This window comes from Granulicella sibirica (assembly GCF_004115155.1).
GTDB classification, from domain to species: Bacteria; Acidobacteriota; Terriglobia; order Terriglobales; family Acidobacteriaceae; genus Edaphobacter; species Edaphobacter sibiricus.
Genome location: NZ_RDSM01000003.1, coordinates 300,025 through 318,958, shown reverse-complemented (window position 1 = coordinate 318,958; position 18,934 = coordinate 300,025). Strand labels below are relative to the sequence as shown.

The following is an 18,934-nucleotide window of genomic DNA, read 5'->3' as shown; positions in this document are numbered from 1 at the left end:
ATCACGGTGAATGGATTGGGTAGTTTAGCGGTGAGAAGTGCATCCCTTACCGTAAATTCACTTGCCTCTCGTCTTCGTGAGAATGGAAGCTTCGTGGGCTGGAGAACAGGTCCGTGTTTCCGGCTGCAAGTTCCCACTTCTTGACCGCATGCCGCGTCAGAGCCCGGGAGATCGAGCGGTCTGGAGCCGGAGACGCGGGGTCACCTTTGCCGTGAACTCAAGGACCGGAAGTTTTCTCTTAGCTGGACGCAATTTTGGAGGCACCATGAAGATTCAACTGAACCATCCCTTCGCGCTGACCGGACGGGTACTTCTTATGGCGGGGCTCGCGGTCCTGGGATCCGCGGCCACGCCGGCTCACGTCCTGTTCGGGCAGGCCGTCTCGTCGGCCAAGATGCACGGCACGGTGACCGACACGACCGGCGCGCTCGTCGGCGGAGCAACGGTGATCGCCACCCAGATCGAATCGGGTGCGACGGTGACTGCCGTGACGGGCGACAACGGTGGCTACGTTCTGCCGAACCTTCCCGTCGGGGCCTACACCGTGAAGGTATCGGCTCCGGGTTTCCAGTCCTACAGTCGCACCGGAATCGTGCTTGAGGTCTCGAACGATGCAGAGGTCGATGCTCCCCTCACCGTAGGCTCCACGGACACGACCGTTACGGTGAACGGAACAGCGGCGCAGGTTCAGACGGAAGAGACTTCGATCTCGACGGTCGTCGACCAGTCGAGGGTGGTCGATCTGCCCCTCAACGGGCGCAATGCCGCAAACCTTGTACTGCTCTCCGGGGCTTCCGCACCGACAACCAATGGCAACATGACCAGCACCAAGAGCTATGGCAGCACGGGCACGAGTGCGATCGGGGGAGCGCTGAACATTGCCGTCGCGGGCGGCCAGGGGAACCAGATCAATTTTCTCCTGGACGGCGGCGATCACAACGATTCGTTTTCGAATGTAAATATGCCTTTCCCGTTTCCGGATGCGCTGCAGGAGTTCAGCGTGCAGACGACGGGAATGTCGGCCCAGTACGGAGTGCATCCAAGCGCCGCCGTCAACATTGTCACCAAGTCCGGCAGCAATCAATGGCATGGCGGAGTGTTCGAGTTCCTCCGCAACAGCTACGCGAATGCGAATAATCGTATCAACGGCTATACGGACCTTAAGCGGAACCAGTTTGGCGGATACTTTGGCGGTCCGATCCTTCACGACAAGCTGTTCTTTTTCGGCGGATACCAGCACACAGCCTTGAGAATTGCCCCAGCCAGTACATCCTCCTTCGTACCGACGCCTGCAATGCTCGCAGGCAACTTCACACCATATCTTCAGTACCAACGGAGCCTGAGCGCGACGAACACCTGTCCTACTCTGCTGGCCTCCGCGGGCTTCACCTATAACGCGACGGCATGTACGGCAACGATCAATCCCTCGCTGTTCAGTCCCGCAGCCGTCGCTTTGATGAAGTACCTGCCAACAACACAGACGCAGAATGCCGCTGGTCTCATCTCGTACTCTGTCCCTGCGCCGCAGGATGAGAATCAGTGGATCGGCCGTCTCGATTACAACCTCAGCTCACGGCACAGCGTCTTTGCGCGCTACTTCATGACGAACTATTACCAGAAGTCGCTCTTCAACGGGAATCTGCTGAATGCGATCAACCCCGGCCTGAAGGATCGAGGCAAATATCTCACACTTGGCGACAACTTTTCGATCTCGCCCAGCATGAACAATGCTTTGCGCGGAACGGTCACCCGCCTGGCCATCGCACGTGGAGCGCCGGGAGACCTTATCTCGCCCGCTACCCTGGGATCGAATGTTTACTCTTCCGTCCCAAACTACATTTATCTGAATGTGAGCGGAGCCTTCACGGCTTCGTGCGGAAGCTGCGCCCCAACCCACTATGTGACGAACCACTACCAGGTGGCTGACGACCTCTCCATTCAAAAAGGGAGCCACTTCGTTCAGGTTGGTTTCGACTACATTCATGAAGAGCTGAACCTGGCCGGTCTGAACACGGAGAATGGCCAGTTCACCTTCAATGCTTCCTACTCGGGTCTCGGGCTTGCCGATCTTCTCCTCGGGGCTCCCAATACCTTTTCGCAGGGCTTTGGACCGGGCGCGGCGGCGCATCTTCGGTACAACTACTTCGGTTACTACGCGCAGGACACATGGCATGCCAACAAAAAGCTGACGATCAACGCCGGCCTGCGGTGGGAGCCGTGGTTTCCGGAATATGAGAAGAACAATATTGGTGGGGAGTTCAGTCCTACGGCGTTCGCGTCCAATGCCGTCTCGACCGCCTACCCAAATGCTCCGGCCGGGATCGTCTTCTATGGTGACAAGGGTGTGAAGCCGGGCTTTATCAACACACGCTACACGAACTTCTCGCCACGGGCCGGCTTCGCCTTCGATCCGCAAGGCAACGGGAGATCCAGCCTGCGCGGTTCCTACACGTTGACCTTCGAGGCGCCGGAACTCTATTACGATTCGGGCTTCCCGGGGAACTCGCCGAACGCCTCCGCGCAGTCCTTCACCGTGGACAACTCCACCAACCAGACGGACACGGTCAAGTCGTTCGACAATCCCTGGAAGAAGATCGCGGGTGGCAATCCGTATCCGACGCAGTATCCGGCTCCAAGTACAGCTGCTTTCCCTGCGACCAACGTCTCCACGGGCTACTATCCAAGCAATCTCCGCAGAACGTATATGCATCAGTACAACGTCAGCTATCAGAATCAGCTTTCGACGAACTGGCTTGCATCGGTCAGTTATATCGGCACGAGCACAATTCACCTCTGGGGTTTCCAGCCGTATAACTATGCGACACCCGCACCCACCCCGGCAGGCGCAGCTGCCACGACGAATAACACCTCACAGCGCTATGTTCTCTATCGCGCTGCCATTGCCAGCAACACTACTGCCGGCACCCGTTATGGGGCGTTCAGTGGTACGGCTGACTATGGGATGGCAAACTTCAACGGTGTCATCGCGACGGTCAACCATCGCTTTGCCAACAACTTTTCCATGCTGATGAATTACACATGGTCCCATTGCCTATCGAACGAGAACTACACCGGCGACAATACGCCACCCGCGCAGGATCCGAACAACCATGCCGCAGAGTATGGCAACTGCAACTTCGACACGACGCATAACCTCACTATCTCCGGCGTGGCAACGACGCCCAAGCTTCGTCAGTCTTCGCTGAACTATGCTCTTGGCGCCTGGCAGGTGAGCCCGCTCATTACGTACCGCACCGGGATGCCTTACACGGTGAACGATGGCACGGATCGTTCTCTGACGGCGATCGGCCAGGACCGTCCAAACCTTGTTCCGGGGCAGAGCTTCTACTCGAAGAATTTCTTCCCTGCCGCAGGTGTGAAGCCGCTCTGGATCAACGCTTCTGCCTATGCCCTGCAGCCGCTTGGCACATTTGGCAACGAGGCCCCGCTGCAGGCGCGTGGACCCGGATTTGCGAACGTCGATGTTGCGATCAGCAAACACTTCCCGGTCTTTGAGCGCTCGCAACTGGAGATTCGAGGGGAAGCTTTCAACGCTCTCAACCATCCCAACTATTCGAATCCCAGCACCTCGATCAGTTCGAGTTCAACGTTCGGCCGCATTACGACGACGGCCAATGACGCTCGACTTCTCCAGATAGCCGCGAAGATAACCTTCTAACAGCTCTCCTCCACCCGGTGTGCACGGCTCGTGTGCACCGGGTATCTCTCACCTTCGTTTGAAAACGCGAGGAGTTCAGGTTGCACTATCGTTTGGCGCTTTTCTTAGTGCTGCTTCTCGGAGCGGCACGTTCCTCGACGGCGCAGGGTGGCGCGTCCACCGAGATTGCCGCTCATCCTCCACTGGGCTGGAACAGCTGGGATGCCTACGGGCTGACCATCACCGAGCCGCAATTTCGCGATAACGTGAAGGTCCTTGCAAAGACCCTGAAGCCGTTCGGATGGCAGTATGCTGTGATCGATGAGGGCTGGTTCCTCAAGAATCCGCATGACCTCAAGACACCGGATAAGGTCGAGTATGAGATCGATGCGAACGGCCGCTACAATCCTGTGCCGGGGCGGTTTCCATCGGCCATCATCGACGGCCGGAATGAAGGATTTCGGGCGCTCGGAGAGTACGTTCACTCGCAGGGTCTGAAGTTCGGTATTCACATTGTCAGAGGCATTCCCCGCGAAGCCGTCAAACAGAACCTTCCGGTAGCGGGAAGCGACTTTCATGCACGCGATGCCGCCGATACAAACGATCCATGCCCGTGGGATCCTACGAATTGGGGTGTTCGCGATACCCCTGCCGGGCAGGCCTGGTATGACGCTCTCCTCGCGCAGTATGCTGGTTGGGGCGTCGACTTCATTAAGGTGGATTGCATCTCGGACCATCCCTATAAGCCGACAGAGATCCGCATGATCCACAACGCTATTGTCAAGAGCGGCCGTCCTATCCTTCTCAGCTTGTCGCCTGGTCCGGTTTCTCCGAGTATCGCGCAGGAGATTATCCCGTACGCGCAGATGTGGCGGATCTCCGATGATCTTTGGGACTACTGGAAGAATGCGAGGCATGCGCCGAGAAGTGTGCACGATCAGTTCGAGCTCGCCGCAGCATGGGCGCCTTTCGCCCGCGCGGGTACATGGCCGGACGCAGACATGCTTCCACTAGGGTATCTTGGACCGGAGCCAGGCGATGGCGACGCACGCGAGACGCGCTTGACCCAATCCGAACAGAGGATGATGTTCACCCTTTGGTCGATCATGCGTTCTCCTCTTATTATCGGTGCCAACCTTACCCGTCTTGATGCCTGGACAACGAGTCTCCTTACGAATCGGGATGTACTTGACGTCAATCAGTTCGCTCATGACCAGCGGCAGGTCGCCCGCGAAGGAGACACAGTGGCGTGGACGGCTGTGGGTAGGGGAGCTATCCGATATCTTGCGCTGTTCAACCTGAACGACAAAGATAAGACGATCGCACGTTCGTATGCGTTCTACAATCTGCCTTCCGCCACCTATAGCAGCAGGGAAGTGTGGTCGAACGAGGAGCGCGGACGCTCGGACGCCATCAACGTGACATTGCCTCCTCATAGCTGCATTCTCCTTGAGCTCAAGCCCTAGCCGTTTCAACCAGTATCAGGAGGCCGCATGGCCACTCGCAGGTCGTTCCTCTTCAGCTCACTCTCTGTCGCCGGACTTAGCTGGATGCCATCGTTTGCACAATCCGGCTCGGCACTCGAGATCAACGTTCTGTCCCTTGGAGCCGTTGGAGATGGTATCGTGCTGGATACAAAGCCCATCCAGCAGGCTATCGACCGCGTGTCGGCCGCTGGCGGAGGACGTGTTCTCGTACCGGGCGGGAAGCGCTTCTTAGTGGGCGCGCTCATGCTGAAGAGCAACGTCGATCTTCATCTTGCGGATGACGGTGTTCTACTCGCAAGTCCGCGGCAGGCTGACTATTTCCCGAAGAGGAATAAGGGAGTGATCAATGCCGATGGAGCAAGTAACCTGAAGATCAGCGGCAGCGGCCACGTAGACGGGCAGGGAATGAAGTTCATGGGAGACTATTCGCCTGTCTATGAACGCTGGGAGCCACTGTCTTTCAGGCCGAAGATGTTTCATCTCATCGGCTGTAAAGGCCTCGAGATCTCCGGTATCTCTTTCGGCCATTCTCCGGAATGGGGTCTTCATACGCTTGGATGTGAGCACGTTCTTGTGGATGGCGTTCGCATTCGCAACTATCTCGATGTTCCAAACTGCGACGGAATGGATCCTGACCGCTGCCGGGACATGGAGATCAAGAACTGTGATCTGGTCTGCGCGGATGACGGCATCGTGATCAAGGCGGGCGAGCAGACGGATGAAGACTTCGGAGCAGCACACAACATCACCGTGCGCGATTGCTCTGTCGTCTGCCGGGACAGCGGGCTCAAGATCGGAACCGAGACGTTTGGCGATGTTTCGAAGATTCTCTTTGAACGTTGCCGCATTGTCTCAGGGGGCCGCGGACCAACGATTACGCATCGTCAGCCGGGCAACGTGAGTGACGTGGAGTTCCGCGATATCGAATTCCTTGCGCAACACCACGCCGCGCGCTGGTGGGGCTGGGGAGAGGCTGCATCGGTAACGGTATGGCCGAGGACGAAAGATGGAAAGACGGGTTCGCTCAGCGATATCCGCTTCAAGAGGGTGCATGGTGTCGCGGAGAACAGCTTCAGAATCGATGCGCATCCTGAGATGCCGGTGAGAGACGTTCTCCTGGAAGACTGCTCGGTCGAGATCGACCGGTGGACGCAGTATCCCGGCGGCTTCTTTGATAACCGTCCCACACGGGCAGATGACCCGATGCACGAGCCAGGCGGGCTGGAGAAGCACGACACCCCCGCGTATTTCTTCCGGAATGTGCAGGGCGCGGTCATTCGGAATTGCAGCGCGCGATGGGGTGTCCATCCGAGTGACTCTTTCAGTTATGCACTCGAAGCTCAGAACGTGACGGGCCTCAAGCTGGAGCACTTCAAGGGAACGGCGGGGCGCCCTGGGCTCTCCGCCACGTCCATTCACTAGAAAGGCAACTCGTGCGCCCAAGTATCGTCGCAGCTCTTATTCTCTCCATCCTGACGTCTGTTGCCTTGTCACAAGAGAGACCCGCTCCGCTCCTCGCGGCGACACCACCCATGGGATGGAACTCGTGGAACTGGTTTGCAGAGAAGGTAACGGACAAGGATATTCGCCAGGCTGCAGATCTTCTCGTTTCCTCCGGGATGCGGGATGCGGGCTATGTCTACCTCAATATCGATGACACCTGGGAGGGCAGCCGGGACGCAAATGGTGTTCTTCACACCAATGCCAAGTTTCCAGACATGAAGGCACTGGCCGACTATGTCCACGGCAAGGGCTTGAAGCTGGGCATCTATAGTTCTCCGGGTCCTCAGACCTGCGCTCGCTTCGAAGGTAGTTTAGGTCACGAGGATCAGGATGCAGAACTGTTTGCCTCCTGGGGAATCGACTACCTCAAGTACGATCTTTGCAGCTTTCATAACAAGGTCATGCGCCAGGCCTACTCAGGGGACAGCGCGGAAGCGATGGTGCATCAATATAAGATGATGCGCGACGCGTACGAGAGAATGCATCAGGCGCTGCTCAGGAGCGGACGGCCGATTGTATACAGCCTATGCCAGTATGGGTTCGATTCCGTTTGGCAATGGGGCCCTGAGGTTGGAGCAAACCTCTGGCGCACCACGGGCGACATTACTCCGACATTCGATCGCATCTCGCTCATAGGGCGCGAACAGGCGGGTCTCGCCAGATATGCGGGTCCCGGCCATTGGAATGATCCTGACATGCTTGAGATCGGCAACGGCAAGCTGACACTCGATGAAAACCGCACCCACATGGGCATGTGGGCGATGCTTGCGGCCCCGCTTCTAGCCGGAAACAATCTCTCACAGCTCACTCCGGAGATCACGTCGATCCTCACTAATCGAGAGATCATCGCGATCGATCAGGATCGCCTGGGTAAGGAAGCCGACCGGATCTTCGCCGAAGGCCCAATCGAGATATGGGCTCGTCCTCTAGCGGACGGCAGCAAAGCACTCGCGATCTTCAACTTCGGCGAGCAACGCGCCTACCTTCGAGGCATATCGTTGCATCTCGAACAGGCAGGGGCGGCCAAGGGCTGGAATGCACGGGATATATGGATGGCAAAGGAGCTGGGGCCAATCTCCGATTCCACGCCGTTCACTGTTCCACGTCATGGGTCCGTGATTCTATGTCTTTCCCATTGATGTGCCGGACAAATCCGATGGATGGAGGACGAGCACCTGAAAACCTGCCGAGGCGCTTTCCTTCTCCGCGTTGACAAAATCCCGCTGCGTTCTCGTATCGCTTTGCCAGAAGGGTTAGGTGACTTTCGTCTTTGTGCATACATCACTTGTGGGATTCAGCTGGAATCCCCGATGTGAAAAATTCGATGCATGGCAGTCCCAGTCACAAACGTACGAGCAGCGGAATCAAATAATAAGCCAGCCCCAGAGAACGCAGGCGTGCTTCTCGTCGTGGACGACGAACCGTTGAATCTTGACATGCTTTCCAGGCGATTGACGAGGACCGGATTTACTGTTCACGTTGCCTCAAGTGGAGCGGAAGCGCTGAAGTTGATCCGGGAGATAGCCTTTGATCTTGTGCTGCTCGATCAGATGATGCCGGAGATGAGCGGTACAGAGGTTCTCAAAGCGCTGCGTGGGAATGTCGCGACGCAGATGCTTCCCGTCATCATGGTTACAGCAGTCGCCAGCAGCGACAAGATCAGCGAGGCACTAGAAGACGGAGCGAGCGACTACATCACTAAGCCTGTCGACTATAAGGTAGCGCTCGCGCGAATTCGAACACAACTTACCAGGAAGCGCGCTGAGACCGCGCTGGTGCGAAGCGAAGAGCGGTATGCGCTTGCCTCGAAGGCTTCGCGAGACGGCCTGTGGGACTGGGATCTGCGGACGGATCGTATCTACTTCTCCGAACGCTGGAAAGAGATGCTGGGCTGCGAACAGGGCTTCGAGAATACAAAGGATGCCTGGTTCTCGCGCATGATCGCTTCCGATCGATCGGCGGTGGAGCAGGCGATCGAGGAGTACCTGGCAGGCGGCCTCGATGTCTTGAAGTGTGATTACAGGATGCGTCATACGGATGGAACGGCCCGCTGGATGTCGTGCCATGCCATTGCCCTGCGCGACTCCGCAGGTGTTCCCATTCGGCTTACGGGCTCGCAATCGGATATCACGGAAGAGAAGACGCGAGACGCCTTGACGGAGCTGCCGAATCGGCTGCGCCTGATTACGGAGTTGGAATGGGCTATCGAGAATGCACAAGAGAATTATGCCTCCGCAGAGGCTGTGGAACCCAAGTTTGCGGTGTTGTTTCTTGATCTCAATCACTTCAAGTCCATCAACGACACGCTGGGTCATCTGATCGGGGATAAGCTTCTGATCCTGATCGCAGCGCGGCTGGAGATGGCGGCGACACGCTGGTCCATGCAGGATAGCGACTCGCGGGCACCGCTTCTCGCGAGGATGGGTGGAGACGAATTTGCGGTGATGCTGCAGGGCGTCATCAACGAAGCGACAGTGATGAACTTCGCCAGGGAAGTGCGGGACAGGATGCAGGAGGTCTTCGTTCTCGAAGGGATTCCCGTACACTGCGCGTTCAGCATCGGCGCGGCGATCGCGAACAAGGATCATCTTTCGCCGGAAGATATTCTGCGTGAAGCGGATATCGCGATGTACACCACGAAGGTGGAGAGCCTGGGCAACATCGTTCTATTCAATCCGCGCATGCGCGATGTGGCGACGCAACAGTTCGAACTGGAGAATGAGATACGGTCGGCTGCTGCCAATGGTCAACTCAGGCTTGTCTACCAGCCCAAGGTTGATCTCAATACCGGAACGACCTATGGATTGGAAGCACTGGTCCGCTGGGAGCACCCGACGCGCGGCCTGCTGCAACCGGGGATGTTTATCGCGATCGCGGAGCGGACCGGAACCATCGTGGACATCGGCAAGTGGGTGCTGCGTGAAGCATGCAAGCAGGTTCTGAGGTGGCACGAGGAGTTTCCCGGTGAGAAGCCGCTCTCGCTCTCGGTCAATCTTTCTCCGCGCGAGTTCCGGCGGAAAGATCTCGTGGAGTCGATCCGGATGACGCTTGAGGAGACCGCCTTTCCTCCAGCGAGCCTGCACTTCGAGTTGACCGAGACGGCACTGTTTGAAGACTTCACGACGGCGCGCAGAACTCTCGACGCTCTAAAGCAACTTGGTGTGGGACTAGATCTCGACGACTTTGGCACGGGTTACTCTTCACTGAAGTATCTCCGCGAGCTGCCGTTCGACTCGCTGAAGATCGATCGCTATTTTGTATCAAGCCTCGACCCCAAGCAGAAATCCTCGAGCGAACTGGTTGGAGCGATCCTTAGCATGGCCGATGTGCTTGGCCTCGACGTGATCGCGGAGGGCATTGAGACCGAGTCCCACCGGTCGACGTTAAGCCTTCTCGGCTGCCGGTTCGGACAGGGATATCTTTTTGCAAAACCACTCGACCCCCAGAGCTTCCGGACCTTGCTCGTTGCAGAACAGGACTCCGCGGCGCGCAGTCTCCCTCAAGATTCACAGGCGCTTCCGGCGAATCATGTCTCTCCGATCACGCTTTCTGCCTTGATGGAGCGTGCATGAAGCGCAGGTGGATCTCCGCCACCCTGGTCGGGCTGCTTGGTTGCGCAATGATCGGTGCGGTGGCTCAATCGACTCCGGTAGAGCCTGACCTCTCGACCGCGAGCCTAGAAGACCTGACGCAGATGCAACTGCGCATGAGTTCCTTCAGCCGCAAAGATCAGGATTTGTGGGTCACGCCTGCTGCCGTATTCGTTATTACCAGTGAAGACATCCAGAGGTCAGCGGCAACAAGCGTTCCTGAGTTGCTGCGAATGGTGCCTGGACTGCAGGTTGCCCAGATCAACGCGTCGACGTGGGCAGTGAGTGCGCGTGGTTTCAATAGTGCCTATGCCAATAAGCTGCTGGTGCTGATCGATGGGCGCACGGTGTATTCCGAGATTTACGCGGGGGCGCACTGGGATCAGAACGACATACCGCTCGAAGAGATCGCCCGAATTGAAGTCATCCGGGGACCTGGGGCGGCGGTATGGGGCACGAACGCAGTCAACGGCGTGATCAACGTCATTACGAGACGAGCCCGGAATACACTTGGCTTTGAAGCATCGGCTCAGGCTAGTCGCCTCGGGGGTATGACGCATCTGCAGTTTGGTGGGTCTCTCGGGGATCGTCTTCAGTATCGTGGATATGGCTTCTACACGCATCGGAACCCATTCGAGCAGCAGGATGGTTCCCATGGGTTCGATGGAGAGGACACGGTGCGCGGAGGCGCTCGTCTTCACTGGCAGCGGAGCCGGCAAGACTCGATCGTGATGACTGGAGATAGCTACGGAGGCTACCTCAAGCAGCAGATCAGTGGTTCTTATAACCTGCCGTCGCTGATCGACGGGCAGGATCACGGCTCGATCGCCGGAGGGTATCTGCTGGGACGGTGGGAACACAAGGATCCCGGCCAGGATTCGGCAGCGCAGGTGTATTTCGATGACACCTCACGGCATGAGCTCGGAATCCATACGAGGACGCGGACCCTGGATGCGGAATACCAGAGCCATCCAACGGCCCATGCACGGCAGGATCTCGTGTGGGGCGTGGAGGCGCGGTTTACCGCAAATCATATAGCCGGCCAGCAACTGATTACTTCGCTTCCGGAATATAAGAACTATCTCGTCGATGGCTTCGCTCAAGATGACATCACACTGAAACCCAGGCTGAAGCTCAGCATTGGAAGCAAGATCCAGGAAGGGACACTTGCAGGGTTTCAGCTCCAGCCGAGTGGGCGCCTTCTCTGGGCTCCGAACGAACGGAATACGTTCTGGACGGCGGTGTCGCGGGCGGCAGTCGCGGAGGCGATTCAGGACAGGGCGCTCAACCTTCCCCTTAATTTAGGCAGCGAGGAGGGCTTGCCGGTTACCGGCTCGCTGCTCGGCAATCCCGGGATCAAGCCTGAGACGGTAGTGGCCTACGAAGCAGGCTACCGGAGACGGCTCTGGCGCGGAGTGACGCTCGATGCCGCGGGCTTCTTCAATGTGAATCGTCGTCTTCAGTCGCTTCTGGTAGTGACACCGGTATTCGCAACAACTCCATCCCCTCATATCGTCCAGAACCTGATGTATGTGAACGGGTACGACGCGAAGACGGCGGGGACTGAAGTTTCGTTGAGTTGGAAGCCGCTGCGGGATCTCTCCTTGCAGAGCGGCTATTCGTGGGCACAGGCTCGCACTACCGAGACGCCGACTGCGCAGGAAGTCGTCTTGTTCGACACATGGAGCACACCGCGTAACACGGTTACCGCATCGGCTTTTTGGAGCTTTGCGCGAGGCTGGGGAGCGAATGCCTTCTTTTCTCATGTCGATGCGTTGCCAACTGGCTTGAGCTATGGATCTATCCAGGGAGGCAGCGGGATAGTGAAGCGAATCGATCGCGTCGATATGCACGTTAGCCGCAAGCTGGGCAGCAATATGGAATTCGATGCCGGCGGGACGAATCTGCTGACCCCGCGCCATATCGAATTCGGGAACGCGACGAGCGCCGATGTTCCTTTATATGTTCCCCGGAGCCTGTTCGTGCGAGCCAGGTGGAGCTTCTGATGACAAGAAAGAAGCTGCATCGCGCGATAGGACGTCTACCTACAACCTGCGAGGCTGGAAGGATTCTTCTTTTGCTTGGGGTCGCTCTTCTTTCTGCCGAGCGCGCCATCGCCCAGAAGGCGAGCGCGGATGAGTATGAGATCCGAGCCGCCATGATCTTCAATCTGACCAAGTTCATCGACTGGCCCTCGTGGAAGCTCGACGGGGCTCATCCGGAGTTTGACGTGTGTCTGCTTGGCTCCGATCCGATCGGCACCAACATCGATGCGCTGATGCAAGGTAAAACGGTTCAGAGCAAGCCGGTCGTGGTAAAGCATCTGACCTCGATCGACAACGCGACTGCGTGTCACATTCTTTATGAGAGCGCGGGTTCGAGGAAAGGCGTCGCGCATGCACTGGGAGAACTGGAGAAGAGCGCGGTTCTTACGGTTTCGGAGAAGTCCAACTCCGATAATCCGGCACAGGTCATGGGGCTGCCGACGAGTGAGGACCATGTTCATATCGAGGTCAACCTCGGCGCCGCTCAGCGTAGCGGACTTACCATCAGCTCCCGGCTTCTTCATCTCGCGACGGTGACACACTAACCATGTCCAACTTTCTTAGCCGCTCTATTCGCAGGAAGCTGATTCTGCTTTTCACGGCCACTGCATCGGTGACCGTGCTTCTGGCCTGCGCCTCTCTCTGGATCTATCAACTGGTCCACAGCCGCGCGACACTGCAAAAAGATGAGCAGGCGACAGCGCAGCTCATCGCGGATACCACTGGGCCTGCCCTGCTCTTTGACGACGCGTCGGCAGCGAATGAGAGTTTGTCGATTCTTCGCACTGACGGAAGAATCCGGGCGGCTTGCATCTACGACAAACGCGGGAAGCCCATGGCTCACTTCTCGCGTGAGGGCGTCACCCTGGCGTGTCCGGATGCTAGCACGGTCGCCTCGCGTTTCGACTCCCATCGACTGCTGATCGTAAAGCCCATCCTGATGAAAGGGGAGACGGTAGGCCTGCTCTATCTGGACGTCAGCCTGGCTGATATGTATCGCCTTCTTTTGCGGCTGGCGGAGATCGGCTTTGCGGTGCTCTTCGTGGCTATGTTGTTTGCGCTGGCACTCTCGTCCGTGCTGCAGCGGATCATTTCTCTGCCTATACTCCACCTGACGGACGTGGCAACGAGGATCGCGCGCGGCAACGATCCGCGGGCGCGAGCGAGGCGGATCTCGAACGATGAGACCGGTATGCTGGTCGATCAATTCAACATGATGCTGGATCATATCCAGCAGCGCGAGACAGATTTGCAGATCGCCCACGATTCGCTGGAAGATCGCGTGCAGGAGAGAACGCAGGATCTACAAAACGAAATCATCGAAAGGCAGGCAATCGAGCGGGATCTCAGCGTGGCCAAGGTGCTTGCTGAGGAGTCGAACCTGGCAAAGAGCTCCTTCCTCGCGAATATGAGCCACGAACTGCGAACTCCGCTGAATGCGATCATCGGTTACAGCGAGATGCTGCATGAAGAGGCTACCGACGAAGGACTCACGCATTTCACGATGGATCTGGACAAGGTCCTTCTGTCGGCTCGTCACCTTCTTGGGCTCATCAGCGACATCCTTGACTTCTCCAAGATCGAAGCGGGCGAGATGAAGCTGTATCCGGAGTATGTGCTGTCTTCGGAGGTGCTGGATGAGGTGATGCCGGCTGCCGAAATGCTCGCGACGAATAATCGCAATCGGATTTGCCTGGTGAGGCCGGTATGGCATGGCGTTCAGTACGTCGATCCGCTGCGTTTCCGGCAGTGCCTGCTGAATCTCATCAGCAATGCCTGCAAATTCACGCAGGACGGAACGATTTCGATCGCTGTCGAACAAGCCAGCAATGACGCTGGATCCTGGATCCAATGGAGTGTTCGCGATACGGGTCTTGGCATCTCGATCGAGGAGCAGGGAAGGCTGTTTCAGACCTTCTCCCAGGGCGACTCCTCGGCAACGCGCAAGTACGGCGGAAGCGGCCTGGGTCTTGCGATCAGTCAGCAACTGTGCAAAGCGATGGGTGGACAGATCACGGTCAGCAGCACGCTTGGTTCGGGATCGACCTTCACCATCGTTCTCCCGGATAAGTCTTCGATGGCGGAAGAAGAGGAAGCACGGGTAGTGGTCGTCGTTTAGTTGAGCTTGCGGTTGTTCGCGGGTCTTCTTCGGAATGCCTTCTATGCGAGGCCAAACTACGCGAAGCCTAATGGGAGACGCTATCTCTCGCTGCGGCGCCAAGTGATCTGGACTCGCAAGGATCGTCCGTCCTGCGGGATGGCCTGTTGCGTATTGGCACCCGAGGCTGGATCGGAGTAGCTCTTATTCAGCAGGTTGTAAGCGCTGAGCGAAAGCTCTCCGTGTTTGCCGATCGAGCGTCCGAGAAGCGTGGCATTGACCAGGGTATAAGGCGAGATGGACGAGCCGGAGAGCGTGATGATGCGGCTTCTGTATTGCGCATCGAAGCCGGCCTTGAGGTTCGCTACGGGAAGCTTCTGCGTAAAGCTGACCTTGGCGAGCGAGCGTGGTGAGTTACTGAGGAACTGGCCGGTGTCGCTGTCCTTCGTTCCCTGGGAGGAGTAACTCACGACCCATTGCGTTCCGCGAACGGGTTCCTGACGCACTTCAAGCTCTGCTCCGACCGAGTTGACCTGCTGAAGGTTTTGATAAATCAGCGAGTCACTATCCGTGCCGACGGCTTGTGTGATGAGGCCGTCCATCCGGCTATAGAAGACTGAGACCGACGCCGAGAGATGGGCGGGCAGCTCCTGCTCCCACACACCCTCGGTGGTGCGAATCTTCTCCGGCTGAATCTCTGGGTTCGCGACGTTGGGCGCCACGGCATAATACTTCTCGTAGTTATTCGGAGCCCGGAATGCCTCGCCGTACATCAGCTTGACTGCTGTTCCCTGGTAAGGCCGGAAGATCAAAGCGACGCGTGGATCGACACTCGCCCTTGTGCTGCTGTAATAGTCATAGCGAAGGCCGGCGTTAAGGATGAGGGATTTTGTAAGAGTGACTTCGTCCTGTAGATAAGGCGCGGCTACAAACGATGTTCTGCGGTCATCGAGATCCGGTGTGTACGGGTTGAGATCGTATGTCTGCTGGTTCTGCCGGAGGTTGTCGCGAAACTCAAAGCCTGCCACGACGCGGTTTCGGCTTAGGACCGTCTTCGTGAGCTGGACCTCACCACCCGCCCATCGGCCATCGCCAAAATCGGCCTCGGGACTGATCTGCGCGGGATCGTCCTGAGATGGGTAGATGTAGGTGCCATGGTAACCATATCGATCGTAGAAGCCTCGAGCCATCACAATCCATGAGTTGGCGACCGTATGCTCGTACTGCAGATCCACGTAGCCGTGAGAGTCCGTGGTGCGGGTGCCACTGTTGCCGAAGATCGTACCGTATGCTCCGGTGGGAATACCCTTCTCGCGAGTACCAAAGACACTGCGAAGGGTGAAGTCGTGAAATGAAACAGTTGCGAGGGCGCTGCCGACCTGTTCGTCATCGGCGTGCCGTGCGACGCCGTCTCCCGTCTGCGGCGAATCAAACTCAGGATAGAAGAGGGCGTTGTGTCCGCGGCTTCCGTAGAAGCTGCCGGAGATTAGGACCTCCGCCTTGTTGAACTTGCGGCCGTACGTGATGCGTCCTTGTTCGGAGTGAAGGGACGCGATCGAGGAGGAAAGCTCGAAGCCGCCTACGTCACGGCCGCGCCGGGTGAAGATATTGATGACGCCGAAGAGGGCGTTGCTGCCGTAGAGAGAAGAGACGGGGCCGCGGATGATCTCGATGCGGTCGATCAGGTCGACATCGATGGGGAACTCGCGGCCAATCATGGCCTCGTCGTAGATGTTGTCATTGAGCCGGTGGCCGTCGACGAGCAGCAGAATGCGTGTATTGAAGTCACCTGGGCGCGCGAAGCCGCGGACGCCAATGCTGCTGTAGTTGCGGTCGTTCGTAATGAAGAAGCCTCGAACGCCCTGGAGAACATCGGCCAGCGTGCGATAGCCATGCTCACGGATCTCTTTGGCGGTAACGAGCGTGACGGAGGCGGGGGCGGCTTGAACGGCCTGCAGGTGACGGGACGCGGTGAAGACTTCCACACGCGTCAATTGCTCGAGCGTCATGGCTTCAAGATCGATGGGTAGCGTCGCTGTCTGGCTTGAGGCTGGCTCTGGGCCGAACACGCCGAGAAGAAGGAAAGCAAACGTGATGGATCGCTCAGGCATCGTTCTGTGTATTGCCCACAGCTTCTTCACTTGGATGGCTTCCCCTGGCGAGCATATCGGCAGGATGGGCGGAAATGTTCAACTGGCGCACTGACACGATTCGGGAAGGCCTTCGAGGGCCGGTCGAAGCGGGCGATGCGGATCGGCGAGCTCACGAAGTTGCCAAGCTAAGAACAGACTCCGCTAACGCGTGAAGTCAGGGCGTGCTTGATCGCAGCCGATGCAGGCATCTCTTGCGGGCAGCCGTAAGCGAGGATCCCGTCTTGAGAGCGTGGACAACAAGGAAGTGGACGGTAAACCAGCGACCGGCGGCGATCGAGATGGTTGTAGCCGCCGATCCCTCGGAGAGCGATGCCTAGAATTCGAAGCGTCCGAAGAACTGAATTTGACGCTCGCGGTAGCAGAAGAACCGATAGGAGGAGATCAAATCCGTCGACACCGAATCCGAATGCGGAGACTAGCAAGGCAAGTTTGCCGTGCAACCCCGGTGACTCCTTGACCTCTCGATAGGCTCGGTCCAGTGGAGTTGCTGTTTCGGGTAGGGGCCGGATCTTTCGATGGCGTTGAGCTAGGGGTCTGTTCTACGGGGATCGGCGGTCCGTCCACCGAGATCGCCCTGGTGGAAGCTGCGATGCTTGGCTGCGAGATCGCCTTGCGGGTTGGAGGCTCGGGTGCTATCCAGGTTGACCTAGAGTTGGGATCGCTGGTGATTGTATCGAGCGCGGTCCGTGGAGCGGAGCGGCTTCTCTCTATGACACCGGCACTGAGCCAGCACGCGCGCATGCCGGTCTCGTTCGTGTCTTGTCTGAGGTGGCGCGTGAGAAGGAAGTTCCCTACTCGGTCACGAGTGTCGCATCGACGGACAGCTATTATGCAGGACAAGGGCGGGCTTATCCTCACGCGCCTCAGAACATCGGAGACCGGCTCGAAGCATACAGGCGTCGAGGCATTGGGGCTTTGGATATGGAGGCAGAGAGTGTGCTGGTTATAGGCCGCGCTGTTGGGAGGATGTCGGGGGCGCTCCTCGCCATCCACGGAAATCGCATCAGGGATGAGTGGCTAGAGGACTTCGGGCCGGCCCAGTCGCGCATGATCGATGTTGCCTGCACCCTCTCACGCGCATGTTGCGGCAGATGGGCAGCATCGTATAGTGAAATTCAACGCAAGCATGGAGGACGTGACTGTCAATGTGGACGCGACGCCAGGCGCTGGGTGGGATGTTTGCCGGCGGATTCATGCTGGCCGGCCGAGGAGCGCCTGCCGAGCTGCTCCAAGCGCAGTCAGCGCCCGCGATCATACCGCCGAACGGTATCGCTGAGACCCAGCCTCGCTTGCAAGGCATTCGCCGGGTGATCGTCGATACTGACCCGGGCAACGACGATGCGCTGGCGCTTCTGATGGCCGTGGCTGCCCCACAACTCGTTATCGACGCAGTGACGGTCTGCCCGGGCAATATGGGAACGGAGAGGTACGACCAACAGGTGCGTAACGCGCTGTTTCTGGTCGACCTGGCAGGCAAGAGCGGAAAGATCCCGGTCTACCGGGGGATGGCCAAGCCACTGCTGAACCGTCCGTATCCTGTCGCGACGTTTATCCATGGCAAATACGGGCTGGGCGATGTCGAGGTTCCGGAGGTGAAGCAGAAGCCCGAGACCGAGCATGCGGTCGACATGATGATCCGGGCTGTCAACGCCGCGCCGGGTGAGATCACGATCCTTGCGTTGGGTGGGTTGACCAACATCGCCATGGCAATCCTTCGCGATCCCGAGTTCGCGAAGAAGCTGAAAGGCATCGTCTTCGTTGGAGGGCGCTATGCCACTCCGGGAATGCCTCCAAGCTACAACGTCCTCGTGGATCCGGAAGCGGCGCACATCGTGTTCTCCTCGGGCGCGCTGATCACACTGAATGCAGCGGACATCAGCAATCGTGACTCGATCCTGGTGGCCGCGGACTACGATCGCGCCGAGGCGCTGCATACCAAATGGAGCCGCTTTTTCATCGAGTCGAACAACCTGCGGCGAACTTATGAGATGAAGTACCGCGGAGCGACCGGCTCGGTGAACGCCGATCCCATGGCCGTCTCGCTGGCGATCGATCCGTCGATCGGCCGCAAGTTCATGCGGGTGTTTGTTCGCGTGGAGTTGGCGGGCGAATATACGCGCGGGATGCTGGTGTACGGAGACGATATCTACACGGGCCATCCGATTCCGCAAGGCAATGTCGATCTTTGCGTGCAGGCGGATGCGGAGAAGTTCAAGGCTCTTGTCTTTCGAACGCTTGCCATGGAGACCTAAGCGCCGGTCAGGAGGCGGCCCGGGGATGCGAAGAGGTTCTACCTCAGGGTCGAAATTTGCACGCAAATTGGTATGTTTTGCGCGGTTTTGGTGCAGGCGCGTAATCGTGGTGTTCTAAACGGGTTAGCGGTCACGGATGTAAAATTCC

At 57.9% G+C, this 18,934-nt stretch carries 10 protein-coding genes and 2 pseudogenes; 11 read left to right on the top strand and 1 reads right to left on the bottom strand.

Annotated features, from left to right (window positions below):
* Positions 1 to 265: 265 nt before the first annotated feature.
* The 8 genes from GRAN_RS18045 (at position 266) to GRAN_RS18010 (ending at position 14,402) form a co-directional block, all read left to right on the top strand.
* A complete protein-coding gene (locus GRAN_RS18045; RefSeq protein WP_161571035.1) occupies positions 266 to 3,679 on the top strand; it encodes a TonB-dependent receptor in 3,414 nt (1,137 codons plus the stop codon).
* Positions 3,680 to 3,759: 80 nt separating this feature from the next.
* On the top strand, positions 3,760 to 5,124 hold the full coding sequence (locus GRAN_RS18040) for a glycoside hydrolase family 27 protein (protein WP_128914447.1): 1,365 nt from the start codon (positions 3,760 to 3,762) through the stop codon (positions 5,122 to 5,124).
* 27 nt (positions 5,125 to 5,151) lie between these two features.
* Positions 5,152 to 6,567, top strand: coding sequence for a glycoside hydrolase family 28 protein (locus GRAN_RS18035; protein WP_128914446.1), 1,416 nt, complete (start codon positions 5,152 to 5,154; stop codon positions 6,565 to 6,567).
* Positions 6,568 to 6,578: 11 nt separating this feature from the next.
* The gene (locus GRAN_RS18030) at positions 6,579 to 7,787 is read left to right on the top strand and encodes a glycoside hydrolase family 27 protein (protein WP_241654930.1); all 1,209 of its coding nucleotides are present in this window, start codon (positions 6,579 to 6,581) and stop codon (positions 7,785 to 7,787) included.
* Positions 7,788 to 7,976: 189 nt separating this feature from the next.
* A complete protein-coding gene (locus GRAN_RS18025) occupies positions 7,977 to 10,220 on the top strand; it encodes a putative bifunctional diguanylate cyclase/phosphodiesterase (protein ID WP_128914445.1) in 2,244 nt (747 codons plus the stop codon).
* Positions 10,217 to 12,244: a TonB-dependent receptor plug domain-containing protein gene (locus GRAN_RS18020; RefSeq protein ID WP_128914444.1), complete on the top strand. Its 2,028-nt coding sequence runs from the start codon at positions 10,217 to 10,219 to the stop codon at positions 12,242 to 12,244. Before GRAN_RS18025 ends, GRAN_RS18020 begins: the two co-directional genes overlap by 4 nt.
* Complete coding sequence (locus GRAN_RS18015; RefSeq protein WP_128914443.1) at positions 12,244 to 12,828, top strand: YfiR family protein; 585 nt, start codon at positions 12,244 to 12,246, stop codon at positions 12,826 to 12,828. Before GRAN_RS18020 ends, GRAN_RS18015 begins: the two co-directional genes overlap by 1 nt.
* 2 nt (positions 12,829 to 12,830) lie before the next feature.
* On the top strand, positions 12,831 to 14,402 hold the full coding sequence (locus tag GRAN_RS18010; protein ID WP_128914442.1) for an ATP-binding protein: 1,572 nt from the start codon (positions 12,831 to 12,833) through the stop codon (positions 14,400 to 14,402).
* Between the two features lie 80 nt (positions 14,403 to 14,482).
* Here the strand turns inward: GRAN_RS18010 and GRAN_RS18005 are convergent, their stop codons facing one another.
* Entirely contained in the window at positions 14,483 to 16,492 is a 2,010-nt protein-coding gene (locus GRAN_RS18005; protein ID WP_128914441.1) for a TonB-dependent receptor plug domain-containing protein, read from the bottom strand.
* 520 nt (positions 16,493 to 17,012) lie between these two features.
* On the opposite strand from GRAN_RS18005, the pseudogene GRAN_RS27095 reads away from it, so the two are divergent.
* The 3 genes and pseudogenes from GRAN_RS27095 to GRAN_RS17990 all read left to right on the top strand — a co-directional run.
* A pseudogene (locus tag GRAN_RS27095) lies at positions 17,013 to 17,210 on the top strand (phosphorylase family protein); the annotation flags it as partial.
* Positions 17,192 to 17,584: pseudogene (locus GRAN_RS27090) on the top strand (phosphorylase family protein); the annotation flags it as partial. The pseudogenes GRAN_RS27095 and GRAN_RS27090, both read left to right, overlap by 19 nt.
* 95 nt (positions 17,585 to 17,679) lie before the next feature.
* Positions 17,680 to 18,786, top strand: a complete 1,107-nt coding sequence (locus GRAN_RS17990) for a nucleoside hydrolase (RefSeq protein ID WP_128914439.1) — start codon at positions 17,680 to 17,682, stop codon at positions 18,784 to 18,786.
* Positions 18,787 to 18,934 lie beyond the last annotated feature (148 nt).

What these genes read in the sequence shown, in the direction of transcription:
- GRAN_RS18045 (WP_161571035.1), top strand. Translation starts at nt 266, where the DNA reads ATGAAGATTCAACTGAACCATCCCTTCGCGCTGACCGGACGGGTACTT.
- GRAN_RS18035 (WP_128914446.1), top strand. Translation starts at nt 5,152, where the DNA reads ATGGCCACTCGCAGGTCGTTCCTCTTCAGCTCACTCTCTGTCGCCGGA.
- GRAN_RS18025 (WP_128914445.1), top strand. Translation starts at nt 7,977, where the DNA reads ATGGCAGTCCCAGTCACAAACGTACGAGCAGCGGAATCAAATAATAAG.
- GRAN_RS18020 (WP_128914444.1), top strand. Translation starts at nt 10,217, where the DNA reads ATGAAGCGCAGGTGGATCTCCGCCACCCTGGTCGGGCTGCTTGGTTGC.
- GRAN_RS18015 (WP_128914443.1), top strand. Translation starts at nt 12,244, where the DNA reads ATGACAAGAAAGAAGCTGCATCGCGCGATAGGACGTCTACCTACAACC.
- GRAN_RS18010 (WP_128914442.1), top strand. Translation starts at nt 12,831, where the DNA reads ATGTCCAACTTTCTTAGCCGCTCTATTCGCAGGAAGCTGATTCTGCTT.
- GRAN_RS18005 (WP_128914441.1), bottom strand. Translation starts at nt 16,492, where the DNA reads ATGCCTGAGCGATCCATCACGTTTGCTTTCCTTCTTCTCGGCGTGTTC.
- GRAN_RS17990 (WP_128914439.1), top strand. Translation starts at nt 17,680, where the DNA reads ATGTGGACGCGACGCCAGGCGCTGGGTGGGATGTTTGCCGGCGGATTC.